The 20,722-nt window shown below is 65.7% G+C and carries 19 protein-coding genes and 1 pseudogene; 11 read left to right on the top strand and 9 right to left on the bottom strand.

Translation table 11 applies throughout. The features are described from left to right. The first annotated feature begins 46 nt into the window (after positions 1-46). The 3 genes and pseudogenes from pbpC to B3P22_RS23800 all read left to right on the top strand — a co-directional run bounded on the left by pbpC (position 47) and on the right by B3P22_RS23800 (position 4,477). A complete protein-coding gene (gene pbpC / locus B3P22_RS05275; RefSeq protein WP_296270216.1) occupies positions 47-2,347 on the top strand; it encodes a peptidoglycan glycosyltransferase PbpC in 2,301 nt (766 codons plus the stop codon). Positions 2,348-2,545: 198 nt separating this feature from the next. Further along, positions 2,546-3,613, top strand: a pseudogene (locus B3P22_RS23805) (cache domain-containing protein); the annotation flags it as partial. 126 nt (positions 3,614-3,739) lie between these two features. Beyond that, positions 3,740-4,477, top strand: coding sequence for a methyl-accepting chemotaxis protein (locus tag B3P22_RS23800; protein ID WP_419096413.1), 738 nt, complete (start codon positions 3,740-3,742; stop codon positions 4,475-4,477). Between the two features lie 117 nt (positions 4,478-4,594). Here the strand turns inward: B3P22_RS23800 and B3P22_RS05265 are convergent, their stop codons facing one another. Further along, on the bottom strand, positions 4,595-5,722 hold the full coding sequence (locus tag B3P22_RS05265; protein ID WP_296270214.1) for a GGDEF domain-containing protein: 1,128 nt from the start codon (positions 5,720-5,722) through the stop codon (positions 4,595-4,597). A gap of 248 nt (positions 5,723-5,970) precedes the next feature. On the opposite strand from B3P22_RS05265, the gene B3P22_RS05260 reads away from it, so the two are divergent. Next, complete coding sequence (locus B3P22_RS05260; protein ID WP_296270213.1) at positions 5,971-6,903, top strand: SdiA-regulated domain-containing protein; 933 nt, start codon at positions 5,971-5,973, stop codon at positions 6,901-6,903. 1 nt (position 6,904) lies between these two features. Here the strand turns inward: B3P22_RS05260 and B3P22_RS05255 are convergent, their stop codons facing one another. The 7 genes from B3P22_RS05255 to B3P22_RS05225 form a co-directional block, all read right to left on the bottom strand. Further along, positions 6,905-7,354 (bottom strand): DMT family transporter, encoded by a 450-nt coding sequence (locus B3P22_RS05255; protein WP_197859145.1) that lies wholly within the window; start codon positions 7,352-7,354, stop codon positions 6,905-6,907. Between the two features lie 42 nt (positions 7,355-7,396). Beyond that, the gene (locus tag B3P22_RS05250) at positions 7,397-7,882 is read right to left on the bottom strand and encodes a GNAT family N-acetyltransferase (RefSeq protein ID WP_296270212.1); all 486 of its coding nucleotides are present in this window, start codon (positions 7,880-7,882) and stop codon (positions 7,397-7,399) included. A gap of 14 nt (positions 7,883-7,896) precedes the next feature. Then, complete coding sequence (locus B3P22_RS05245; protein ID WP_296270211.1) at positions 7,897-8,451, bottom strand: DUF4136 domain-containing protein; 555 nt, start codon at positions 8,449-8,451, stop codon at positions 7,897-7,899. Positions 8,452-8,472: 21 nt separating this feature from the next. After that, positions 8,473-9,051 carry a DUF4136 domain-containing protein gene (locus B3P22_RS05240; protein ID WP_296270210.1) on the bottom strand — a complete coding sequence of 193 codons (579 nt, stop codon included), beginning with the start codon at positions 9,049-9,051 and terminating at the stop codon, positions 8,473-8,475. Positions 9,052-9,126: 75 nt separating this feature from the next. After that, on the bottom strand, positions 9,127-9,876 hold the full coding sequence (locus B3P22_RS05235; protein WP_296270209.1) for a methyltransferase domain-containing protein: 750 nt from the start codon (positions 9,874-9,876) through the stop codon (positions 9,127-9,129). After that, positions 9,873-10,178 (bottom strand): nucleotide pyrophosphohydrolase, encoded by a 306-nt coding sequence (locus tag B3P22_RS05230; RefSeq protein ID WP_013713988.1) that lies wholly within the window; start codon positions 10,176-10,178, stop codon positions 9,873-9,875. The genes B3P22_RS05235 and B3P22_RS05230 overlap by 4 nt, the downstream gene beginning before the upstream one ends. A 315-nt stretch (positions 10,179-10,493) precedes the next feature. Continuing rightward, positions 10,494-11,351: a MaoC/PaaZ C-terminal domain-containing protein gene (locus tag B3P22_RS05225; protein WP_296270208.1), complete on the bottom strand. Its 858-nt coding sequence runs from the start codon at positions 11,349-11,351 to the stop codon at positions 10,494-10,496. Positions 11,352-11,538: 187 nt separating this feature from the next. On the opposite strand from B3P22_RS05225, the gene B3P22_RS05220 reads away from it, so the two are divergent. Beyond that, positions 11,539-12,531 carry an AraC family transcriptional regulator gene (locus tag B3P22_RS05220; RefSeq protein ID WP_296270207.1) on the top strand — a complete coding sequence of 331 codons (993 nt, stop codon included), beginning with the start codon at positions 11,539-11,541 and terminating at the stop codon, positions 12,529-12,531. A 105-nt stretch (positions 12,532-12,636) separates the two neighbouring features. Here the strand turns inward: B3P22_RS05220 and B3P22_RS05215 are convergent, their stop codons facing one another. After that, the gene (locus B3P22_RS05215; protein WP_296270206.1) at positions 12,637-13,992 is read right to left on the bottom strand and encodes a 3-oxoacyl-ACP reductase; all 1,356 of its coding nucleotides are present in this window, start codon (positions 13,990-13,992) and stop codon (positions 12,637-12,639) included. A gap of 303 nt (positions 13,993-14,295) precedes the next feature. Between B3P22_RS05215 and B3P22_RS05210 the strand changes: the two genes are divergently transcribed. The 6 genes from B3P22_RS05210 (at position 14,296) to B3P22_RS05185 (ending at position 20,527) form a co-directional block, all read left to right on the top strand. Continuing rightward, positions 14,296-15,573: an acetyl-CoA C-acetyltransferase gene (locus B3P22_RS05210; RefSeq protein ID WP_296270205.1), complete on the top strand. Its 1,278-nt coding sequence runs from the start codon at positions 14,296-14,298 to the stop codon at positions 15,571-15,573. Between the two features lie 634 nt (positions 15,574-16,207). Next, positions 16,208-17,650, top strand: a complete 1,443-nt coding sequence (locus tag B3P22_RS05205) for a cytochrome ubiquinol oxidase subunit I (RefSeq protein WP_197859155.1) — start codon at positions 16,208-16,210, stop codon at positions 17,648-17,650. Positions 17,651-17,652: 2 nt separating this feature from the next. Beyond that, positions 17,653-18,660 carry a cytochrome d ubiquinol oxidase subunit II gene (gene cydB / locus B3P22_RS05200; RefSeq protein WP_275547235.1) on the top strand — a complete coding sequence of 336 codons (1,008 nt, stop codon included), beginning with the start codon at positions 17,653-17,655 and terminating at the stop codon, positions 18,658-18,660. A 190-nt stretch (positions 18,661-18,850) separates the two neighbouring features. Beyond that, the gene (locus B3P22_RS05195) at positions 18,851-19,000 is read left to right on the top strand and encodes a DUF2474 domain-containing protein (protein ID WP_197859157.1); all 150 of its coding nucleotides are present in this window, start codon (positions 18,851-18,853) and stop codon (positions 18,998-19,000) included. 116 nt (positions 19,001-19,116) lie between these two features. Beyond that, positions 19,117-19,617: an RNA polymerase sigma factor gene (locus tag B3P22_RS05190; protein ID WP_296270203.1), complete on the top strand. Its 501-nt coding sequence runs from the start codon at positions 19,117-19,119 to the stop codon at positions 19,615-19,617. After that, positions 19,607-20,527 (top strand): FecR family protein, encoded by a 921-nt coding sequence (locus tag B3P22_RS05185; RefSeq protein ID WP_296270201.1) that lies wholly within the window; start codon positions 19,607-19,609, stop codon positions 20,525-20,527. The genes B3P22_RS05190 and B3P22_RS05185 overlap by 11 nt, the downstream gene beginning before the upstream one ends. Positions 20,528-20,722 lie beyond the last annotated feature (195 nt).

Raw genomic sequence — 20,722 nt, 5'->3', positions numbered from 1 at the left:
TCCCCTCTCCCGCTTGCGGGAGAGGGGCTGGGGGAGAGGGCAGCGAGTGCTCCTTATCCTCCTGCTCCCCCTGGCCCTGCTCTGGCTAGCCGACCGCCTTTTCCCGCTGCCCCTGCCCGAGGACGACCTGGCCCGCGTGGTGCTGGCCGAGGATGGCACGCCGCTGTGGCGTTTCGCCGACCATGACGGCGTGTGGCGCTACCCGGTGACGCCGGAGGAAGTCTCGCCCTATTACCTCGAAGCACTGCTGACCTACGAGGATCGCTGGTTTCGTCAGCACCCCGGCATCAACCCGCTGGCGCTCGGGCGTGCCGCCTGGCAGAACCTGACCGGCGGGCGTGTGGTGTCCGGCGGCAGCACGCTGTCGATGCAGGTGGCGCGGTTGCTCGATCCGCATGGCCGTGACCTGCCCGGCAAGCTCAAGCAGCTATGGCGCACCGCGCAGCTGGAGTGGCATCTGTCCAAGGACGAAATCCTCACCCTGTATCTGAATCGTGCGCCCTTCGGTGGCACCTTGCAGGGCGTGGCCGCTGCCAGTTGGAGTTATCTGGGCAAGCCGCCAAGCCAGCTCACCCGCGCCGATGCCGCGCTGCTCGCCGTGCTGCCGCAGGCGCCCAGCCGCTTGCGCCCGGATCGCCATCCTGAGCGCGCCCAGGCGGCGCGCGACAAGGTGCTGCGCCGCCTGGGTGAGTTCCAGGTGTGGCCGCAGATCCAAGTGGACGAAGCGCTGGAAGAGCCGGTGTTTCTCGCGCCGCGCCGCGAACCGAGCCTGGCGCCCTTGTTGGCGAGGCGGCTGAACCGTGCCGGCAGCCCGCCGCTGATTCGCACCACCCTCGATGCCGGTTTGCAGCTGCGCCTGGAAGACCTGCTGCTGGGCTGGCGTGCGCGCCTGCCCGAGCGCACCTCGGCGGCGATCCTGGTAGTGGAGCACGAGAGCATGGCGGTTCGCGCCTATCTCGGCTCGGTGGATATCGGCGACACCTCGCGCTTTGGCCACGTCGACATGGTGCGCGCCCTGCGTTCGCCCGGCTCGACGCTCAAGCCCTTCCTTTACGGCATGGCGCTGGATGCCGGGCTGATCCACTCCGAGTCACTGCTGCAGGACGTGCCGCGGCATTACGGTGACTACCGCCCCGGCAACTTCGCCGCCGGCTTCATCGGCCCAGTGTCGGCCAGTGAAGCTTTGGCTACCTCACTCAATCTGCCTGCCGTGCAGTTGCTGGAGGCATACGGGCCAAAGCGCTTCGCCGGCGAGCTGCGCAGCGCGGGGCTGCCGATTCGTCTGCCAGCGCTGGCCGAGCCCAACCTGGCGCTGATTCTCGGTGGCGGTGGCTCGCGGCTGGAATCACTGGTGACCGGCTACAGCGCCTTCGCCCGTGGCGGCATGACCGCCCGCCCGCGTCTGCAGCCGGATGACGAGCTGCGCGAGCGCCGCCTACTGTCGCCCGGTTCGGCCTGGATAATCCGGCGCATTCTCAGCGGTCAGGCTAGGCCGGATCGCGATCCGCGCGCGCAGCTGGCGCAGCGTCCGACCCTGGCCTGGAAGACCGGCACCAGCTATGGCTTTCGCGACGCCTGGGCCATTGGCGTCGGTCCGCGCCATCTGATCGGCATCTGGATCGGTCGCCCGGACGGCACCCCTGTGCCCGGCCAGTTCGGTCTGGCCTCGGCCGCGCCGCTATTGCTGCAGGTGCATGATCTGCTGGTCAACCGCGACAGTCAGCGGGGCATCGCGGCGCCGGCCGATCCGCAGCCGGCCGAGGTTGGCGTGGCCGCCATCTGCTGGCCGCTGGGCCAGCCAATGAGCAGGGACGATCCCAACTGTCGACGCCTGCGTTTCGCCTGGACGTTGGAGGGCACCACGCCACCGACCTTGCAGGCCGCCGATCAGCCGCTGGGCAGTGGCTTGCGCGAACGTTACTGGATCAATGCCGAGGGGCATCGCGTCGGGCCTGCCTGTGCGGGTGCCAAGACGCGCGAGCTGGCGTTGTGGCCGGCGCCACTGGAACCCTGGTTGCCACGACGGGAACGACGTACTGCACGTTTGCCGAGTATCGATCCGGGCTGTCCACCGCCACGTAGCAGCCAGGTGGCGCCGCTTTCCATCGTCGGTGTACGCGATGGTGATCGCCTACGCCGGCCGCAGGGCAGTCACGAACCCCTGCGCCTCAGCCTGTCCGCTCTGGGCGGCAATGGCCGGCGCTGGTGGTTTCTCGATGGCCAGCCAGTGGGCGATAGTGCCCTGGATGCGTCCTTCGGTCACGCCTTCGACAGTGGCCGGCATCAGTTGAGCGTGCTCGACGAAGGCGGGCAGACCGCTCGTCTGGAATTTAGCGTCGGGCCCTGAGGCGAGTCGACCGCCAAGCCGCGGCCAGCGGCCGCTCTGGCATCAGCACCGGTCACTGCTGCCCATGGTGCCGAATCTTGTGAATAAAGCCTGGCCGTGCGCCGCCGATATGAAACCAGGCGGTAAGCAATTGCAATTTGTGTACATTTTTGTATCCAATTGCCTGGCCCATTACAAGAACAACCGGGAGAAGCCTCCATGCGCCTCTGGCAACGCAGTATTCAGTGGCAATTGATCCTCAGCATGGGCGCGGCCCTGCTGACCAGCATTCTCATCGTCGTCGGCATCTACTCCGCGGTGGTGGACCGTCTGACCGAGCGCTACCTGATCGAAGAGGCGCTGCCGGCTCGGGTACTGGCGATTCGCAACGACCTGGAGCGAGTGCTGACCGCGCCGATTACCGCCAACGCCTCGATTGCCGAGAACAGTTTGGTGCAGGACTGGCTTGCGGCGGGCGAGGAGGCCGCACGGCGCGACGAGTTTGCTCGTTATCTCGAAAGCGTGCGCGCCCAGCAGAACGCCATGACCACTTCCATCGTCGCCCTGGCCAGTGGCAACTACACCACCGGCGAAGGGCTGGTGCGCACGCTCGACCGCAGCCAGGCGGAGAACCAGTGGTTCTATCGCCTGATCGACGGCGAGCGCGACCGCGTGCTGGAGATCGACATCGACAAGACCACGCGCCAGCCCACGCTGTTCATCAACCAGCGCATCAAGCGCGGCGGCAAGACGCTTGGCGTGTCTGGCTTGGGCTATAGCCTGGCGGACATGTCGAAAATGATCAGCGACTTCCGCTTCGGCGAGCGTGGCCAGGTGTTCCTGATCGACAGCCAGGGCAACGTCAAGGTCCACCCCAATTCGCAGCTGAGCGGCAGTGGCAAGCTCGGTGAGCTGTTCGGCGCCGATGCCAGCCGCCAGGTTCTGGCTGGCGACAGCCGTGCGCTGCGCTTCGAGCGCAATGGCGAGACCTTTCTTGCCGTGGCGCAGAAGTTCGCCAGCATCGACTGGCTGCTGGTCAGCGAAGTGCCGGAGGCCGAAGTCTACGCCGAGGCGCGTCAGGCGCTGCTGATGACCAGCCTGATCGGCGTGGCCGTGGCGCTGCTGTTCCTTGGCCTGGTGGTACTGCTGGCGCGTGGCCTGGTACGGCCGATCCGTCAGGTGACTCAGGCGCTGGTGGAGATCGGCGGCGGTGGTGGCGACCTGACGCGGCGTCTGGATGAATCGCGGGCTGATGAGCTGGGCGACCTGGCGCGTGGCTTCAACCGTTTTCTCGCCAGCCAGCGCGATTTGATCGGTGATGTTCTGGCCACCAGCGAGCGCCTGCGCACTGCTGTCGGCCAGGTGGCGCGGGTGGTGGAGAACACCGCTGGGCGCGCGGGCCAGCAGCAGGATATGACCGATATGGTGGCTACCGCGGTGAACGAGATGGGCTTGACCGTTCAGGAAATCGCGCGCAACGCCAGCGACGCTGCGCAGTCCTCGCACAGCGCCCGCGAAGAAGCGCAGAGCGCGCGTCAGGTGGTCGGGCAGTCCATCGCCCATATCGAACGGATGTCCGCCGATATTGGCAGCGCCGCGGGTGCGGTAACCGAATTGGCCGAGCAGGTTGCGTCCATCGATCAGGTACTGGCGGTGATTCGCGGCATCTCCGAGCAGACCAACCTGCTGGCGCTGAACGCCGCCATCGAGGCGGCGCGGGCCGGGGAAATGGGCCGCGGTTTCGCCGTGGTGGCCGATGAGGTACGCACTCTGGCCAGCCGCACCCAGGCCTCGACCGACGAGATCCAGCAGATGATCCAGCGCCTCAAGCAGGGCGCGGAAACCGCGGTCAGCTCGATGCATGCCGGCCAGTCGGCCACCAGCACCGGCGTCGAATCCAGCCAGCGTACCGGGCAGTCTCTGGGGGCCATCACTGAACAGGTCGAACGCATCAGTGACATGAATACCCAGGTGGCGGCAGCGACCGAAGAGCAGAGTTCGGTGACCGAGGAGATCAATCGTAACGTGCAGGGCATCGCTGATCTGGCGCACGCTACCGCCGGTGAGGTACGCGCCTGTCGCGAGGATTGCCAGACGCTGAGCCGCCTGGCTGACGATCTGACCGGGCAGATGGGCAAGTTCCGCCTCTAGTCGTGATGGCTTTCGTAGGGTGTGCTGTCGCAGCGATTGTCGCCGCTCGGGTGCGCCCAGCCTGGGCGCCCCTGCGAGCCCTACTTCAACCCCGCGCGATCCTGAGGCCGCCATGCCTCAGTGATCGGCCGCGACCAGGCGGTTGCGGCCCTCGCGTTTGGCGCGATACAGCGCGCCATCCACGCGCCGGAAGAAGGCGTCGGCGTCGCCATCGTGCCGTTTGCTGAAGCAGCCGACGCCGAGGCTGGTCGTTAGCTCCAGGCGCTGGCCGGCCAGCAGCAGGCCCTCGCTCTCCAGTTCCTGACGAAAGTGCTCTGCCAGGTCCCATGCCTGAGCCAGGGTGGTGCCGGGCAGTAATACACCGAATTCCTCGCCGCCAAGGCGCAGCAGTGCGTCGGCATCGCGACGGAACACCTTACGCATGCGCTCGGCGAACGCGCTCAGGCAGGCATCGCCGCCGGCATGGCCATGCTCATCGTTCACTTTCTTGAAGAAGTCGATGTCCATCAGAACCAGCGATAACTGTTCGCCCTGGCGCACGGCATTGGCCACCAGGCTGGGGAACAGGTTGTTGAACTGATAGCGATTGCCCAGCTGCGTCAGGCTATCGGTGCGGCTGAGTAGGTCGAGCTGGTTTTGCTGCTCGAGCAGCTTCAATTCCAAATCGAGCGTGGCTCGGTATTCGCGGTGATTGCGGCCGAGTACCAGCGCCAGATAACCTAGGTAAAAGGTCAGCGTGATCAGCATCGCATGCTGTTGCTGCCAGTTCAGCGCCATCACCAGCAGGCCTGGCAGGTAGAGCAGCCCCAGCGCCAGCAGCGCGCGGCCACGGCGCATGGCGAAGTTGAAGGTCATCGCCGTGCTGAAGGCCACCGTGGCCAGGGTGGCGACCATTTCCGAATCGTTATAGGCATCGTCGTACAGCGCCAGGGCGTGAGCCTGGCCCCAGCACAGCGCGGTCAAGAGGATCAGTCCCCAGTGACGATCCAGCCAGCGCTGCAATTGCTCGGGCTTGTGCAGGCCATCGGGCCGGTGCAGCAGACGTGCCGCCAGGAGTGCGCCGAACAGCGCGCAACCTAGCACTCCGCCAAGAATCAGTTCGCCCGGCGCAGCGCTGAAGACCCAGGTCAGAAGCCAGGCGAGCAGATAAAAGATACCCCCCAGGCGCGTGCGAATTCGGGTGTCATCCACTTCACGCCACAGGGCGAAGGTATTGGGCTGGAGCGGTACTTCGGCATTGGTCATTTTTGTGATCACAGAAGCTGCTCGCCGGAGCATAGCGCGTTTGACGAGGCAAATCATGTCGCAATGCCAGTATCCGCCGTGCGGTAAGACGCTGGCGAGAGTGCTAATCACGCTTGGTTACCTTTGTTCCGCTTGGCGGGCTGAACCGCTCTAACATCAGGCTGTCCCAAATGTGCCTGGGAGTCGACCAACTGCAACATCGGTCCGGCACACTGCGGCGTATCCACTACTTAATGCGAGAGCTTTCGATGCTGTCCGCCATTATGGGGAGGCTAGGAAGGCTACCTGTCGTGAGTCCATGGAAATGGGCGCTGTTATTGTTCTCGCTGCTGGCCATTCATCAGGTGCGCGATCTGCATTTGGATGATCGCCTGTATTTCTGGGCCAAGACCAGCTGGTACGAAGACACCTGGGAGCCGCGCAGTTTGTGGCTACCCGAATACCGCGTGAGCATCGATGCCAAAGCTGTTGGCGGCGTGACCGACAATTTTTCCGGCTTGAGCTACGACGACGATCGTCAGCAGATCTGGGCGGTGGTGAACAATCCGGAGCAGTTGTTGCTGCTCGATCGTGAGGGCGAGCTGCTGGGCCGCTACCCCCTGAGCGGTTTTTCCGACGTCGAGGGTGTGACCTATCTCGGCGACGGCCTGTTGTTGCTGGCCGAGGAGCGCAACCACGCGCTGGTCATGGTGCGGGTGCCGGAGAAGCCGGGGCCGCTGTTTCGCGAGGACTATCGTGCGCTGACGCTGGGCATCGGCCTGGGAGGCAATGAGGGCTTCGAGGGGCTGGGCTACGACCGTGCGGGTGACCGCCTGTTCGTGGTCAAGGAACACTCGCCGCGCAAGCTCTACGAGATTCGCGGACTCAAGCGCAGCATGGCTGGCGACTTCGACCTGGAGATCATAGATCGGCAGGAGTGGGTCGAGCAGATGCCGGTCACCGACCTGGCATCGGTGCACTTCGATGACCGCACCGGCCATCTGGTGGCGCTGAGCGACGAATCCAAGCTGTTGGTCGAACTGGATCGGGACGGCCGCCTGGTCAGCTTCCGCTCGTTGCTCGGCGGCTTCGCCGGCCTGCAGGACAGCGTGCCGCAGGGCGAAGGGGTGACCTTCGATGACCAGGGCACCCTGTACCTCGCCAGCGAGCCCAACCTGTTCTACCGCTTCGAGCGCAAGTGATTCAGCCGCGCCGGATCATCCAGATTCCGGCGACGATCAATGCCAGCCCCGCCACCTTGCCCAGGGTGACGGGGGATTCGCGAAAGCCGGCCCAGCCGAAATGGTCGAGGGTGATGGCCATGGCCAGTTGGCCGGCGATCACCAGCACCATGAACAGCAGCGCGCCAACACGCGGCCCGGCGAAGGCTGCGGTGGCGATGAAGAAAGCGCCGAGCAGGCCGCCGCTCCAGTGCCACCAGGTCAGCTCCTTGAGCGCGCCAAGGCCGGGCAGTTCGCGCTGGCTCAGGGTCATCAGCAGCAACGCCAGGCTGCCAACTGCGAAGGAAATCAGCGCAGCGGCGAAGACACTGGAAAGGTGACGGGCAAGTTGGCCATTGATACCGGCCTGCAGAGGCAACACTGCGCCAGCGAGAAAGGGCAGGGCCAGCAACCAGCCGCTGAGATGGTTCATGGGTAACTCCAGGGAGGACAATCGGGTTTTGCGGCGAGGGCGTTAAAGCAGGGCTTTTTCCAGCTGCACCAACGCCACGCGGCTGCCGTCCGGCGCGCGGCGTTCGACGATGCCGGCGGCGCGGTAGCCGAGGCGGGTGTAGAGCAGCAGGCCGCCGGCGTTGGCGTTGAAGCAGGACACCTTCATCAGCGGCGCCTTATAGCGTTCCCGCGCGAAAGTTTCCATCACTTCCACCAGGTACTGGGCCACGCCCTGGCTGCGGGCCCAGGGCGCCACCATCAGGTTACCCAGCGCGCAGAATTCGCCGAGCTGCCATTGGTAGAAATTGGCGAAGCCGGCGACTCTGCCGGCAAGTTCGGCCACGGTGCTTTCGCGCCGCTCGGCGACGGCGGCGGCAAGCTGGTCGACGCCCAGCGGCCAGGTGGCCCTGGGGTAGCAGAAGAACAGCTCATCGAGGTTCTGCGGGAAACCGGCCACGACGCCGAGGTCGGAGGACGTGGCCGGGCGGTGTTGCAGGTTCGCCTTCAAACCGGTTGGCCCTGTCAGCGCGGTGGATATTGCGAGAGCACCTGGGCCACGATTTCGCGGATCGCCCGTTCGCGTTCGGCGGGTGTCGGCGGCTGGCTGCGCATGATCTGCTCGCCGCTGCCGCGCCATACCAGCTTGCCGTCCCTGGCGTCGTACAGATCGATCTGCAGGGTGGCGACCTTGTAGTCCACGCGGCGCGTTTCGGTGAAGGCCGGGCCACCCCAGTAACCGCCCCAATAGCCACCCCAGCCACCGCCGTTCTGGGTGGTGATCTGGTCCTGGCGCTGGTCGACGATCAGCACGCTCTGCACCTTGAGGTCGCCCTTGCCATCGGTGGCCTGACGCAGGCCGCGCTGGTCGAGTTGTTCGGCCACGGCCTGGCTGATGCGCGCCTCGGTGATGTCACTCTTCAGGCGGGCGTCATCGGGTTGATAGGCGAGCTTGTCGTCCATCCAGCTCCAGGTGCGGTAGGCGGCGAAATCACGACTGGGGTCGAAGTCGCGCTCCAGGCTGACGCTGGCGCAACCACTCAGCAGCAAGGCGAGAAGCAGGTAGGGCAGGGTACGCATGTCGTTCTCCAGAACGCTCGATCAATAAGGGGGATAACCGTCCAGCGCCGCGCGGATGGCCACGCGCATGGCATCGGTCTGGGCCGCCTGATCCTTGCCGGCCACGGCTTCACCGCTACCGGACCAGACCACCTGACGGTCGCGTGGGTCGATCAGTTCGATGCGTACCACGGCCACTTTCTGCTCGTAGGTGCGCACGATGGGTACGCTGCCGTAGGCGCCGTAGCGGCGATCCCAGTCGCTGCCGGTGCCATAGTAGCCGCCGACGTTGTCCTGATACTGGCGCAGTCGGGTTTCCTGGCTGATGCGGGCGCTAACCAGCACATCGCCGGGGCCATTGAGCGCCGGGCGCAGGCCGTATTGATCGAGGCCAGCGCTGACGCTGTCGGCCAGTTCACTGCTGGGCACGCGGCCGTCCAGCCAGCTCCAGTTGCGGTAGCGTCCGTAATCGCGCGGCGCTGCCGGGTAGGCGCTGCGGTCGAAAGTCGTGGCCGCTTCGGGTGGTGCCGGTGGCATGGGTAGCGACTCGGCCTGGTAGGGGTTCTGGCCCTGGCAGGCGGCCAGCAGCGGCAGGATGAGTATGGCTATGGCAGTGCGCATGGTCGTCTCCGTGGTCGCGCGCGACATCCCCGATGGCTTCAGGCTACGCCGGGCTGTCGGCTTCGTCCAATGTGCTCAGGTCCGCCGACAGATCCAGTGCAGGTAGCGGCCCAGGCCGGCGAAAGTGGGGTGGCGCCGATGGGCCAGCTCCATTTCCAGCAGGTCGATCAGCTCGGCCTTGGCCTGGAATTCCTGCGGCATGTAGTCGTGGAAAACGCGCACGCCGCTACGGCTTTCGACCTGCCAGTACTCGCTGAGTTGCGTGTCCAGCTCGCGTGGGTCGAGCGGGCGCTGCGGGGTCAGGCTCTGACCTTCGCCAGCGAAGCGTTCCTTGCGCAGTTTGCGGAAGTGCCCCTTGAGCAGGTTGCGATAGATCAGCGCGTCCTTGTTGTAGAAGGCTAGCGACAGCCATCCATCCTTGGCTGTCAGCTGGTGCAGCACCGGCAGGATGGCCGCCGGCTCGGCCAGCCATTCCAGCACGGCATGGCACAGCACCAGATCGAAGGGTCCCTGCAGCTGGCCGAGCAGCTCCTGCCAGGGCGCCTGGATGAAGGCGGCGCTCTGTCCGGCTTCGGCGAAGCGTTGGCGTGCCCCGGTGAGCATGGGTTCGGCAGGTTCGGCCAGGGTGACCTGATGGCCGCGCTGGGCCAGCCACAGGCTCATGTGGCCAAGCCCTGCGCCGACATCCAGCACGCGCAACGGGCGGTCCGGCAGCGCTTCGGCCAGGTCGGCCTGCAGCACGGCGAGTCGGATGGCACCCTTGGCGCCGCCGTAGATCTTCTCGGCGAAGCGGGTGGCGAGTTCGTCGAAGTGGCGGTCGCTCATTTGAGAAAGCGCCGTTCGTTGTCGGCGAGCTTGTCGAGCACGGCCTGATTCATATCCAGACCCAGCTCGCTGCACAGTTGCAGCAGGTAGAGCACCACGTCGGCCACTTCCTGGCCGGCGTGGGCGAGCTGCTCTGGGGGCAACTGGCGGGACTGCTCCTCGCTCAGCCACTGGAAGATTTCCACCAGCTCGGCCATTTCCACGCTGGCGGCCATGACCAGGTTCTTCGGGCTCTGGTAACGGCGCCAGTCGTTGTGATCGCGAATGGCGTGCATGCGCGCGGTGAGTGCAGCGATGTTCATGGGGCGGCTCCTTTCGAGCCGCATAGCTTCGGCTCGAACGCTACGCGCTGCAAGGTGTGGTGCGCGAAAGGCGGGGCTTGCATGGTGTAGGAGCGGCTTCAGCCGCGATCAATCCAGCCAGCGGCGGGCAGCCCCCGGATTTCATCCAGGCTAGAACGGCGCGCGGGTTGTCTCCCCTCTCCCGCTTGCGGGAGAGGGTTACCCGGAAATACTGGCGCCGCTTGAATCACCTCTCTCCCCAGCATGGCCCGTAGCCCGGATGCAATCCGGGGGCGCGTGTCGAGAATATCCACCCCGGATTGCATCCGGGCTACGTCAGGCAATCAACGGCTGCCAGCTTCCGGCCATATGCGGCGTATCGTCTTCACCAATCAGGCGGAACTGGCCGCTTGCAGCCGGTTCGCTGGCCTGCAGGGCCAGGTGGGTGGGCAGCAGCACCGGTTTCTGGAAGCGCACCTGCACTTCGTAGCTGGCCTGCGGCAGGTGTGCCTGCAGTGCCCCCAGGCTGCGCGCCTTGTTCCACAGACCGTGGGCGATGGCGCGGGGGAAGCCGAACAGTCGCGCCGTCAGTGCATGCAGGTGGATCGGGTTGTAGTCACCAGCCACGCGGGCGTAACGCCGGCCGGTATCGGCGGGCGCGGCCCAGTCGGTCAGCGGCGCCAGCGGCAGGGGCTCCTGTTCGGCTCGGGGCTGCGGCTGTGCGTCGAGGCGCAGGGCGCGGCAGAGGATGCGGCTGTCGCCTTCCCTGAGCAGGCCGAGCTGGTCTTCCAGGCGGGTAATCACGCTGAACGTGGCGCCCTTGTCGTGCGGCTGCAGGTCGGTCGCCTGCACGCTGACCTGGAACGGGCCCAACCCACCCAGCGGGCGCAGCACGCGGATGCGGTTTTCCAGATGCACCAGACCCAGCAGCGGGAAGGGGAAGCGGCGGTCGGTGAGCAGCTGCATCTGCAGTGGGAAGGCGAGGATGTGCGGGTAGACCGGCGGCAGATAGGCGCTCTCGGCAAGGCCGCAGACCTGGCGATAGCGCGCCAGGTGCTTCGGGTCCACGATCACTGGGCAGCGCAGGCCAATATCGGGTAATTGACGGCCTGTCACCTTGCGCCGCAGCGCGGCACGCAGAAACAGGCCGGGCAGGGCCGGTGGGGTATCGAGATCGAGCCAGTCGATGGCCATTGGCGAACTCCTTGGCAAATGGATGACAGCAGCTTAACCCTCAGACCTGCGCTGTCATTGGCTGTTCTGCCTGGCGTCTGTGCAGGGCAGTCAATCGGTCTGCTGCGTGTTTGCGCGCGGTGGTCCGCAGCCCTAAGATGGCGCGGCTCACGAATAATGCTCACGAATAAGAACAACAGCAGAAATCATGCGTGATCTGACCGACGATGTGGCGCTGATGCGCCCGGTAATCGATGCCCTGCGCGCCAGCGGAAACGATGCTGACCGCGTGCTGGTGCATGTCGGCCTGCCTCCTGGCGGGCTGCCCGCTGGCCGTTTCCCTCATGCCGCCCAGGCCGTGTTCTGGAAGGCCGCCAGCGAAGAGTGCGGCGAGGAGCATGTCGGCCTGTACCTGGCCCAGCACCTGCCGGCCTTTCACGGCCTGCTGCTGGAATACCTGTTCCTCTCCAGCGAAACCTTCGGCGCCGGACTGCGCCATGCGCTGCGCTACGTGCGCCTGCTCTCCGATACCCTCAATGCGCGGCTGGACGTAGACGGCGAGATAGCCGTGCTGACCCTGGGCGTGGAGGCCGATACGCCGCGGCACTTCCCGGAGATGCTCGCCGGCGCGGTGATCCGCCTGTTCGCCGCGCTGACCGAAAACGATTTCCGCCCGCGTGAAGTGGGCTTCATACATGCCGCGGGCGCGCCCGCCGAGCGCTACCAGGCGATCTACGGCTGCCCGGTGCGCCTGGGCGCCGAGGACTGCGCGCTGCTGTTCGACGCCGCGGTGCTGGACAAGGCCCCGCGCCCTGCGGCGCCGGTGCTGCTGCGCATGCCTGAGTCGCTGGCCCGGCGACAACTGGCAGAGATGGAAAGGCTGGATCTGGTGCGCCAGGTGCGTGAGCTGATCGCCGAACTGCTGGTCGACGGCGGCGCGACGCTGGAGCAGGTGGCCGCTCGCCTGAACATGCCGGCGCGGCGCCTGCGCGAGAGGCTGGCCATGGCCGGCGTGCGCTTCAACGACCTGATCACCGACTACCGCTGCCGCCTGGCCAAGGAGCTGCTGCTCAAGACCGACGAGCGTATCGAGGTGATCGTCGAGCGCACCGGTTTTTCCGAGCCGAGCACCTTTTACCGCGCATTCAAGCGCTGGGTCGGCGAAACCCCGGTGGAGTTTCGCAAGCGCGGCAAGGTGTGATGCCATCCTGTGGGTGGGGCTTTAGCCGCGACCGTCGCCGCTGAAGCGCCTCCCACCACAGTAAATCGCCTGGGCGGCGATCCGCTTCAGCCCCTCGCCACGGTCTCAGGCGCCCAGCAGGCTCTGCCCACACACGCGCAGCACCTGCGCGCTCACCGCCCCCGAACCGGGCTGGGCGAACCAGGCCACGGCTTCGGCAACATCCTGCGGCAGGCCGCCCTGGCTCATGGAGTTCATCCGTCGCCCGGCTTCGCGGATACCCAGCGGAATGGCGGCGGTCATCTGGGTTTCGATAAAGCCGGGGGCCACGGCATTGATGCTGATGCCTTTCTTCGCCAGGGCCGGCGCCCAGGCCTGGGCCAGGCCTATCACGCCGGCCTTGCTCACTGCGTAATTGGTCTGGCCCATGTTGCCGGCAATGCCACTGATCGAGGCGATCAGTACCACGCGGCCGTTGTCATGCAGCTTGTCGGCGTCCAGCAGCGCCTGGGTCAGCACCTGCGGGGCCTTGAGATTGACGTCAATCACCGAGTTCCAGAAGGCATCGCTCATCTTCGCCAAGGTCTTGTCGCGAGTGATGCCGGCGTTGTGCACGACGATATCCAGGCCCTCGGGTAGCGCCTCGACCAGGCGCTGCGGCGCGTCTTCGGCGCAGATATCCAGGGTCACCGCCTGCCCACCCAGGCGCGCTGCCAGAGCCTGCAGTGCGTCGGCAGCCTGGGGTACGTCGAGCAGCACCACGTCGGCGCCATCACGGGCGAGCACTTCGGCGATGGAGGCGCCGATGCCGCGCGAGGCGCCGGTGACCAGCGCCTTCTTGCCGGCCAGCGGGCGAGTCCAGTCCCTGACCTGTTCGGTGCAGGCGCCCAGGCGCAGCACCTGGCCTGAGACATAGGCGCTCTTCGGCGAGAGGAAGAAGCGCAGCGCACCTTCCAGCTGCTGATCGCCACCCTTGCCGACATACAGCAGCTGCACGCTGCCGCCGCGGCGAATCTCCTTGCCCAGCGAGCGGGTGAAGCCCTCCAGCGAACGCTGCACGCTGGCGGCGACGGGATCCTTGAGCGACTCGGGGGCGCGGCCCAGCACCACCACGCGCGGGCTGTTGGCCAGGCCCTTGAAGGTTGGCTGGAAGAAGTCGCGCAGGTCGATCAGTTGCTCGAAGCGGGTCAGGTGGCTGGCGTCGAATACCAGCGCCTTGAGCTTCGGACCGTGCTCGGCGGTCCAGCGTGGCAATTGCAGTTGGCCCTCGCGAGCGCTGAACAACTGATCGGTGAGCTTGTTGGCGAAAGGCAGCACGGCCGTCAGCAGTTCGCCGTCACCGCCCAGCAGCAGCGCGCCGTCCACCGGTCTCACGCGGCCGGCCATCCAGCGTTCCAGGCGCACTGGCGCCGGCAGGCCAAGGGCACCAACCAGGCGGCGGCCGGTGGAAGAGTTGGCGAAGGAGAGATAACGATCGGACATGAAAGACTCCTGCGGGCGAATCGAAAGTCGTGTCACTGTACGCGGCGACAGGCAAAGCGCAATTGACTCTGTTGCCTCATGCACCGGCAAGGCGGCCAATGTTCGTGCCTGCCTGAGGTTTAGCCTGTTGGACCAAAAGATGTGGGCGCGAATTCATTCGCGAAAAATTCGCTCCTACAAGGTGTCACAGGTGTTTGCTCGGCCACATTGGCCTTCCGGTCAGGCGATTGCCCTGCCTGTGCGGCCGGCAGGCTAAAGTGTATGCCTGATTTCATTCAGCTCTTCGACCAGCAAGGAGTCCTTATGGCCCAGTTGCGCCGGGTCGCCATCGTAGGCGGCAACCGTATTCCGTTCGCCCGTTCCAACACCGTCTACGCCAGGGCGAGCAACCAGCAGATGCTGACCAGCGCCCTCGAAGGGCTGGTGGAGCGCTTCAACCTGCACGGCGAACGCCTCGGTGAGGTGGTAGCCGGTGCAGTGCTCAAGCATTCGCGAGATTTCAACCTGACTCGCGAATGCGTGCTGGGCTCGCGCCTGGCGCCGGAAACCCCGGCCTACGACCTGCAGCAGGCCTGCGGTACGGGCGTGGAAGCGGCGATCCTGGTGGCCAACAAGATTGCCCTCGGGCAGATCGACTGCGGCATCGCCGGCGGCGTCGACACCACCTCCGACGCGCCTATCGGGGTCAACGAGGGGCTGCGGCAGATTCTGCTGGAAGCCAACCGGGCCAAGAGCACCGGTGACAAGGTCAAGAGCCTGCTGAAGATTCGCCCGCGCCACCTGGCGCCGCACATCCCGCGCAACGGCGAGCCGCGCACCGGGCTGTCGATGGGCGAGCACTGCGAACTGATGGCGCAGCGCTGGGCCATCCCGCGCGACGAGCAGGATCAGCTGGCGCTGGCCAGCCACCAGAAGCTGGCCGCGGCCTATGCCGAAGGCTGGCAGGACGACCTGATGACGCCGTTTCTCGGCCTGACTCGCGACCAGAACCTGCGCCCGGACATCAGCGCCGAAAAGCTCGCCTCTCTCAAGCCCTGCTTCGAGCGCGGCCCGCGCGGTACCCTGACCCCGGCCAATTCCACGCCGCTGACCGATGGCGCCTCAGTAGTGCTGCTGGCGAGCGAGGAGTGGGCCCAGGCCCGCGGCCTGCCGGTGCTGGCCTACCTGCGCGATGGAGAGGCGGCGGCGGTGGATTTCGTCCAGGGCAAGGAAGGTCTGCTGATGGCGCCGGTCTACGCGGTGCCGCGTCTGCTGGCGCGCAACGGCCTGAGCCTGCAGGACTTCGACTACTACGAGATTCACGAAGCCTTCGCGGCCCAGGTGCTGTGCACGCTCAAGGCCTGGGAGGACGCCGACTACTGCAGGGATCGCCTGGGCCTGAACGCGCCGCTGGGTTCCATCGACCGCAGCAAGATGAACGTCAAGGGCAGTTCGCTGGCCGCCGGTCACCCGTTCGCGGCTACCGGCGGGCGCATCGTCGCCAACCTGGCCAAGCTGCTGTCGGTGGCCGGTGAGGGGCGCGGCCTGATTTCCATTTGCGCAGCCGGCGGTCAGGGTGTGACCGCGATCCTCGAACGGTAATCCAATACGGGTGAGCGCAAGTCATCGCGTTCACTCGATGTAGAACCTGCTCACGCCCTGCTGCGCGTCGGCCCTACTGCGTTAAAAACAGGCTCGGAAAGCCGCTTGCGGCTAACGCACTTCAGTGCGGCCCCGAAGGGGCGAGCGAAGTGAGTCATGCTCATTTACCGCTCGTAAAGTCGAGCGCGACTCCGAGCGCTCCTCGCCTGTTTTTGCCTTGTATGGCTCTAGCTCGCAAGGCCGTGACCAGGCTCTAAGCAACTCCGTGATTCGGGCGGCCCGCGTAGCGCGTGGCCGCCCTTTTTTTTGCGCGCAGGTTCGCGGTGGGGCGCCGCTCCTACAGGTAGGGGCCACCGCTTTTCGAAGGAGCCCCGCCCCGGGGCGAAGCTTTTTTGGTGAACGCTGCGGTGGCCTGTCGCGCGGCAAATCACCACAGCGCTTGCAGTGTCTTTAGCGGCTAGTCTTTTAGTGCGCATTGATCCAGGTCAATGCGCCATTTCGCGTTTTGCTCAGTGGCCTTTTGGGCTGCAGTTCACTTCAATAAGAACAATTTCAGCTCGTTTGACTCCAAGACTGGAGTCTATGGATCGGCTTTGCGTGCTGGGGCCGAAATAACCCTGAATGAGGATGTGACATGTTCGGCCTAGAGGCACTCGATCTCGCCCGAGTCCAGTTTGCCTTCACCATTTCCTTCCACATCGTCTTCCCGGCCATCACCATCGGCCTGGCCAGCTACCTGGCGGTGCTCGAAGGTCTGTGGTTGAAGACCAGCAATACGCTGTACCGCGATCTCTACCACTTCTGGTCGAAGATCTTCGCAGTCAACTTCGGCATGGGCGTGGTCTCCGGCTTGGTCATGGCCTATCAGTTCGGCACCAACTGGAGCGCCTTCTCCGACTTCGCCGGTGCGGTGACCGGGCCGCTGCTGACCTACGAGGTGCTGACCGCGTTCTTCCTCGAGGCGGGCTTCCTCGGCGTCATGCTGTTCGGCTGGAATCGCGTCGGGCCGGGCCTGCACTTCTTCTCCACGGTGATGGTGGCCATCGGCACGCTGATTTCCACCTTCTGGATCCTCGCTTCCAACAGCTGGATGCACACCCCGCAGGGCTTCGAGATCGTCGACGGCCGGGTGATTCCGGTGGACTGGTTTGCCGTGGTGTTCAACCCGTCGTTTCCGTATCGCCTGACCCACATGGCCACCGCGGCTTTCCTCGCCACCGCCTTCTTCGTCGGTGCCTCGGCGGCCTGGCACCTGCTGCGCGGCCGTGACAACCCGGCGATCCGCAAGATGCTCTCGATGGCGCTGTGGATGGCGTTGCTGGTGGCGCCGGTGCAAGCCGTCATCGGTGACCTGCACGGCCTCAACACGCTCAAGTACCAGCCTGCGAAGATCGCCGCCATCGAGGGCCACTGGGAGAACGTCGGCGACGAGCCGACCCCGCTGATCCTCTTCGGTTGGCCGGACATGGAGCGCGAGGAAACCCGCTTCAAGGTGGAGATTCCCGCGCTCGGCAGCCTGATCCTCACCCACAGCCTGGACAAGCAGGTGCCGGCGCTCAAGGACTTCCCGCCGGAGGACCGCGCCAACTCCACCATCGTCTTCTGGACCTTCCGCATCATGGTCGCCATGGGCCTGATGATGATCTTCACCGGCCTGTGGGGCACCTGGCTGCGTCGTGGTGATCGGCTGTACACCTGCCGGCCGTTCCTGCACCTGGCGGTGTGGATGGGCCCGAGCGGTGTGATTGCCATTCTCGCCGGCTGGTACACCACCGAGATCGGTCGTCAGCCGTGGGTCGTCCATGGCCTGATGCGCACCGCCGACGCCTCCTCCGGCCATAGCGCGACCCAATTGGGCTTTACCCTAGCGTTGTTCGTGGTGGTCTATTTCGCCCTGTTCGGTGCCGGCATCAGCTACGTGATGCGCCTGGTGCGCAAGGGACCGCAGCTCGACGAGGGGGATGAAGCCCCTCAAGAAGGCGGGCCTGGCAAGCCTCGTACTCCGGCGCGGCCGTTGTCGGCAGCCGATGAGGGTACGCAAGACGGTGAGTCCGACACGCTGCCGGAAAGGAGTTGAACATGGGTATCGATCTTTCGCTGATCTGGGCAGTGATCATCGCCTTCGGGGTGATGATGTACGTGGTGATGGACGGCTTCGATCTGGGCATCGGCATCCTCTTTCCCTTCGTCAGGAACGAGGGCGAGCGCGATGTGATGATGAACACCGTGGCACCGGTATGGGATGGCAACGAAACCTGGCTGGTGCTCGGTGGCGCCGGCCTGTTCGGCGCCTTCCCACTGGCCTACTCGGTGGTGCTGAGCGCCCTCTACCTGCCACTGATCCTGATGCTGCTGGGGCTGATCTTCCGCGGCGTGGCCTTCGAGTTCCGCTTCAAGGCCAAGGCCGAGAAACGCCATCTGTGGGACAAGGCCTTCATCGGCGGCTCGCTGACCGCCACCTTCTGCCAGGGCGTGGCGTTGGGGGCCTACATCGACGGCTTCGAGGTGGTCGACCGGACCTTTGCCGGTGGCGCCTTCGACTGGCTGACTCCGTTCTCGGTGTTCTGCGGCCTGGCGCTGATCGTGGCCTACGCGCTGCTTGGCTGCACCTGGCTGATCATGAAGACCGAAGGCCGCCTGCAGCAGCAGATGCACGACATGGCGCGACCGCTGGTGTTTGTGGTGCTGGCGGTGACCGGCATCGTCAGCCTGTGGACGCCGCTGGAGCATCCGGCGATCGCCGAGCGCTGGTTCAGCCTGCCCAACCTGTTCTGGTTCATGCCGGTGCCGGTGCTGGTGCTGCTGTGCACCTACGCGCTGCTGCGGGCGGTGGCCGACAACCGCAACTACTCGCCGTTCCTGCTCACCCTGGTGCTGATCTTCCTCGGCTACAGCGGCCTGGGCATCAGCCTGTGGCCGAACGTGATCCCGCCATCGATCAGCATCTGGGAGGCTGCCGCACCGCCGCAGAGCCAGGGCTTCATGCTGGTCGGCGCGTTGCTCATCATCCCCTTCATCCTGATGTACACCGCGTGGAGCTATTACGTGTTCCGCGGCAAGGTGACCCAGGACGACGGCTATCATTGAGAGCCTGCCCAAAGCCTGCTGCGCGTCGCCCCTGCGGCGTAAAGCAGGCTCGGCCAGCTCATTTACAGCTCGTCAAATCGAGCGCGACTCCGGCCGATCCTCGCCTGCTCTGATTAGCCGGAGGTCGTTACTTAGGTTCTGCCTCGCATGGCTCTAGCGCGAGGCGTTGAATCCGTTCGAAGGAGGCGATATGACCAAGGTCGAGCAAGAGAAGAAACCCTTGTTGCAGCGTCTGGGCTGGCTGGTGCTGATCTGGACGGCCAGCGTGCTGACTCTGGGCGCGGTGGCCTGGCTGCTGCGCCAGTTCATGAGCGCAGCGGGGCTCGGTACGCCGGGTTGAACACTGGCAAGGCTGGCGCCCCCATGAGTCGAGGTGCGATCGCCTGTCGGATATGTTTGAAAATCATTTTCCAACTGTAATATTTTCTCGGCCTTTCCCGGCACCGAGTAGCGTTCGTGTCCCTGCCTGTCGATCCCCAGCCGCCCGAAGAGCTGTTCCGGCGCCATTCCTCGGAGCTGTTGCGTTTCTTCACCCGGCAGACACGCTGCAGCGAACTCGCCGCCGACCTGCGCCAGGAAACCTGGCTGCGCATGCAAGGGCGCCGGACCGAGGAGATCGGCAACGTGCGCGCCTTTCTCTACCGTATCGCCCGCAACCTGCTCATCGACCACCACCGCCAGCAGCAGGCTCGCCCGCAACTGGCGCCGCTCGACGAGGCGCTGGAAAGCGAACTCCCCGAACCCGAACGCGCCACCGAGGACAGCCGTCGCCTGGCTCGTCTGCAGACGCTGATGCACGAGCTACCCGAGCATCTGCGCCAAGCGTTGTTGTGGAATCGCCTGGACGGCCTCACGCAGCGTGAGATCGGCGAGCGCCTTGGCGTCTCGGAAAGTATGGCCGGACGCTATATCCTCAAGGCCCTCGAATATTGCCAGGAACGCATGGATGACAACTGAGGCGGATTTGCGCAGCCAGGCCCGGGAGTGGCTGGTGCTGCTGAACTCCGGGCGGGCCAGCGCGGCTGATCGCGCGGCAGCCGAGCGCTGGCGCCATGCCAATGCCGAGCACGCCAGCGCCCTGGCAGAAGTGGAACGCCTGTGGACGCTGCTCGGCCAGGTCGAGCGTCCTGCAGCCGCGGTGCAGGCCATGCCGCGTCGTGTACGGCGCTGGCCGCTGCCCCTGGCCACTGCGGCCTGCCTGCTGCTGGCGTTGTGGCTGGCGCCGCCCGGCTGGCATGCCGACGTGCGTACCGAGGCCGGCGAGGTCCGTGAGGTGACGCTGGACGATGGCTCGCAGCTGCAGCTCAACGGCGCCACCGCCCTGGACTGGGACGCCAACGCCGACGGCCTGCGCCGCGTGCGCCTGTACCGCGGCCAGGTGGATTTCCAAGTGACCGCCGATGCGGCGCATCCCTTCGTGATTGAGGTCGGCGAGGCGCGCATTCGCGTCACCGGCACTCGTTTCGACGTCAACCTGCTGGGCGATCAGGTGCTGCTCGCCGTCACCGAGGGGCACGTGCAGGTCAGCGATGCCGGCGGCAGCGAGCGGGCCGTGCAGGCCGGCGAGCAGATCGCCTGGCAGGGCGGGCGCCTGCAGTCCCTGGAGCCGCTGGACCGCGCTCGGGCATTGGCTTGGCAGCGTGGCCGCCTGGTGTTCCGCGATCGCCCGCTGCCCGAAGTGTTCGAGGAGCTGCAGCGCCAGCAGTCGCAGCAGGTGCTGTTCCTCGACGCGCAGGCGCGTGGGCTGAAGGTGACCGGGGTGTTCGCCCTGGACGATCCGCAGGCGGTTCTGCACGCCATCGAGACCGCCCTGCCGGTCAAGCTGACCCGGCTGCCGGGGGTGCTGCTGGTGTCGTCGCGCAGCTGATGAGCTGGGCGTAGGATCGGACCGTTCGGGCTGCAGCAGAAAAACTCGCGGACAAGTCCGCTCCCACAGGAGAAGCGGCGCTGCTGAATTCGTGGGAGCGGACTTGTCCGCGAACTGAGCGCAAGCGAACGGCTATCACCAGGTAAATCCGTAGCCCGGATGCAATCCGGGGAATAATTCGCGCAACCGCCCCGG

The sequence above is a fragment of the Pseudomonas sp. UBA6323 genome, assembly GCF_002439135.1.
In the GTDB taxonomy this organism is placed as follows: domain Bacteria; phylum Pseudomonadota; class Gammaproteobacteria; order Pseudomonadales; family Pseudomonadaceae; genus Aquipseudomonas.
This window is presented reverse-complemented; position numbering and strand designations above follow the sequence as displayed.

What these genes read in the sequence shown, in the direction of transcription:
- B3P22_RS05240 (WP_296270210.1), bottom strand. Translation starts at nt 9,051, where the DNA reads ATGCGCACTGCCATAGCCATACTCATCCTGCCGCTGCTGGCCGCCTGC.
- B3P22_RS05235 (WP_296270209.1), bottom strand. Translation starts at nt 9,876, where the DNA reads ATGAGCGACCGCCACTTCGACGAACTCGCCACCCGCTTCGCCGAGAAG.
- B3P22_RS05265 (WP_296270214.1), bottom strand. Translation starts at nt 5,722, where the DNA reads ATGACCAATGCCGAAGTACCGCTCCAGCCCAATACCTTCGCCCTGTGG.
- B3P22_RS05195 (WP_197859157.1), top strand. Translation starts at nt 18,851, where the DNA reads ATGACCAAGGTCGAGCAAGAGAAGAAACCCTTGTTGCAGCGTCTGGGC.
- B3P22_RS05215 (WP_296270206.1), bottom strand. Translation starts at nt 13,992, where the DNA reads ATGTCCGATCGTTATCTCTCCTTCGCCAACTCTTCCACCGGCCGCCGC.
- B3P22_RS05225 (WP_296270208.1), bottom strand. Translation starts at nt 11,351, where the DNA reads ATGGCCATCGACTGGCTCGATCTCGATACCCCACCGGCCCTGCCCGGC.
- B3P22_RS05230 (WP_013713988.1), bottom strand. Translation starts at nt 10,178, where the DNA reads ATGAACATCGCTGCACTCACCGCGCGCATGCACGCCATTCGCGATCAC.
- cydB (WP_275547235.1), top strand. Translation starts at nt 17,653, where the DNA reads ATGGGTATCGATCTTTCGCTGATCTGGGCAGTGATCATCGCCTTCGGG.
- B3P22_RS05210 (WP_296270205.1), top strand. Translation starts at nt 14,296, where the DNA reads ATGGCCCAGTTGCGCCGGGTCGCCATCGTAGGCGGCAACCGTATTCCG.
- B3P22_RS05255 (WP_197859145.1), bottom strand. Translation starts at nt 7,354, where the DNA reads ATGAACCATCTCAGCGGCTGGTTGCTGGCCCTGCCCTTTCTCGCTGGC.
- B3P22_RS05185 (WP_296270201.1), top strand. Translation starts at nt 19,607, where the DNA reads ATGACAACTGAGGCGGATTTGCGCAGCCAGGCCCGGGAGTGGCTGGTG.
- B3P22_RS05220 (WP_296270207.1), top strand. Translation starts at nt 11,539, where the DNA reads ATGCGTGATCTGACCGACGATGTGGCGCTGATGCGCCCGGTAATCGAT.
- B3P22_RS05205 (WP_197859155.1), top strand. Translation starts at nt 16,208, where the DNA reads ATGTTCGGCCTAGAGGCACTCGATCTCGCCCGAGTCCAGTTTGCCTTC.
- B3P22_RS05260 (WP_296270213.1), top strand. Translation starts at nt 5,971, where the DNA reads ATGCTGTCCGCCATTATGGGGAGGCTAGGAAGGCTACCTGTCGTGAGT.
- B3P22_RS05245 (WP_296270211.1), bottom strand. Translation starts at nt 8,451, where the DNA reads ATGCGTACCCTGCCCTACCTGCTTCTCGCCTTGCTGCTGAGTGGTTGC.
- B3P22_RS23800 (WP_419096413.1), top strand. Translation starts at nt 3,740, where the DNA reads ATGACCGATATGGTGGCTACCGCGGTGAACGAGATGGGCTTGACCGTT.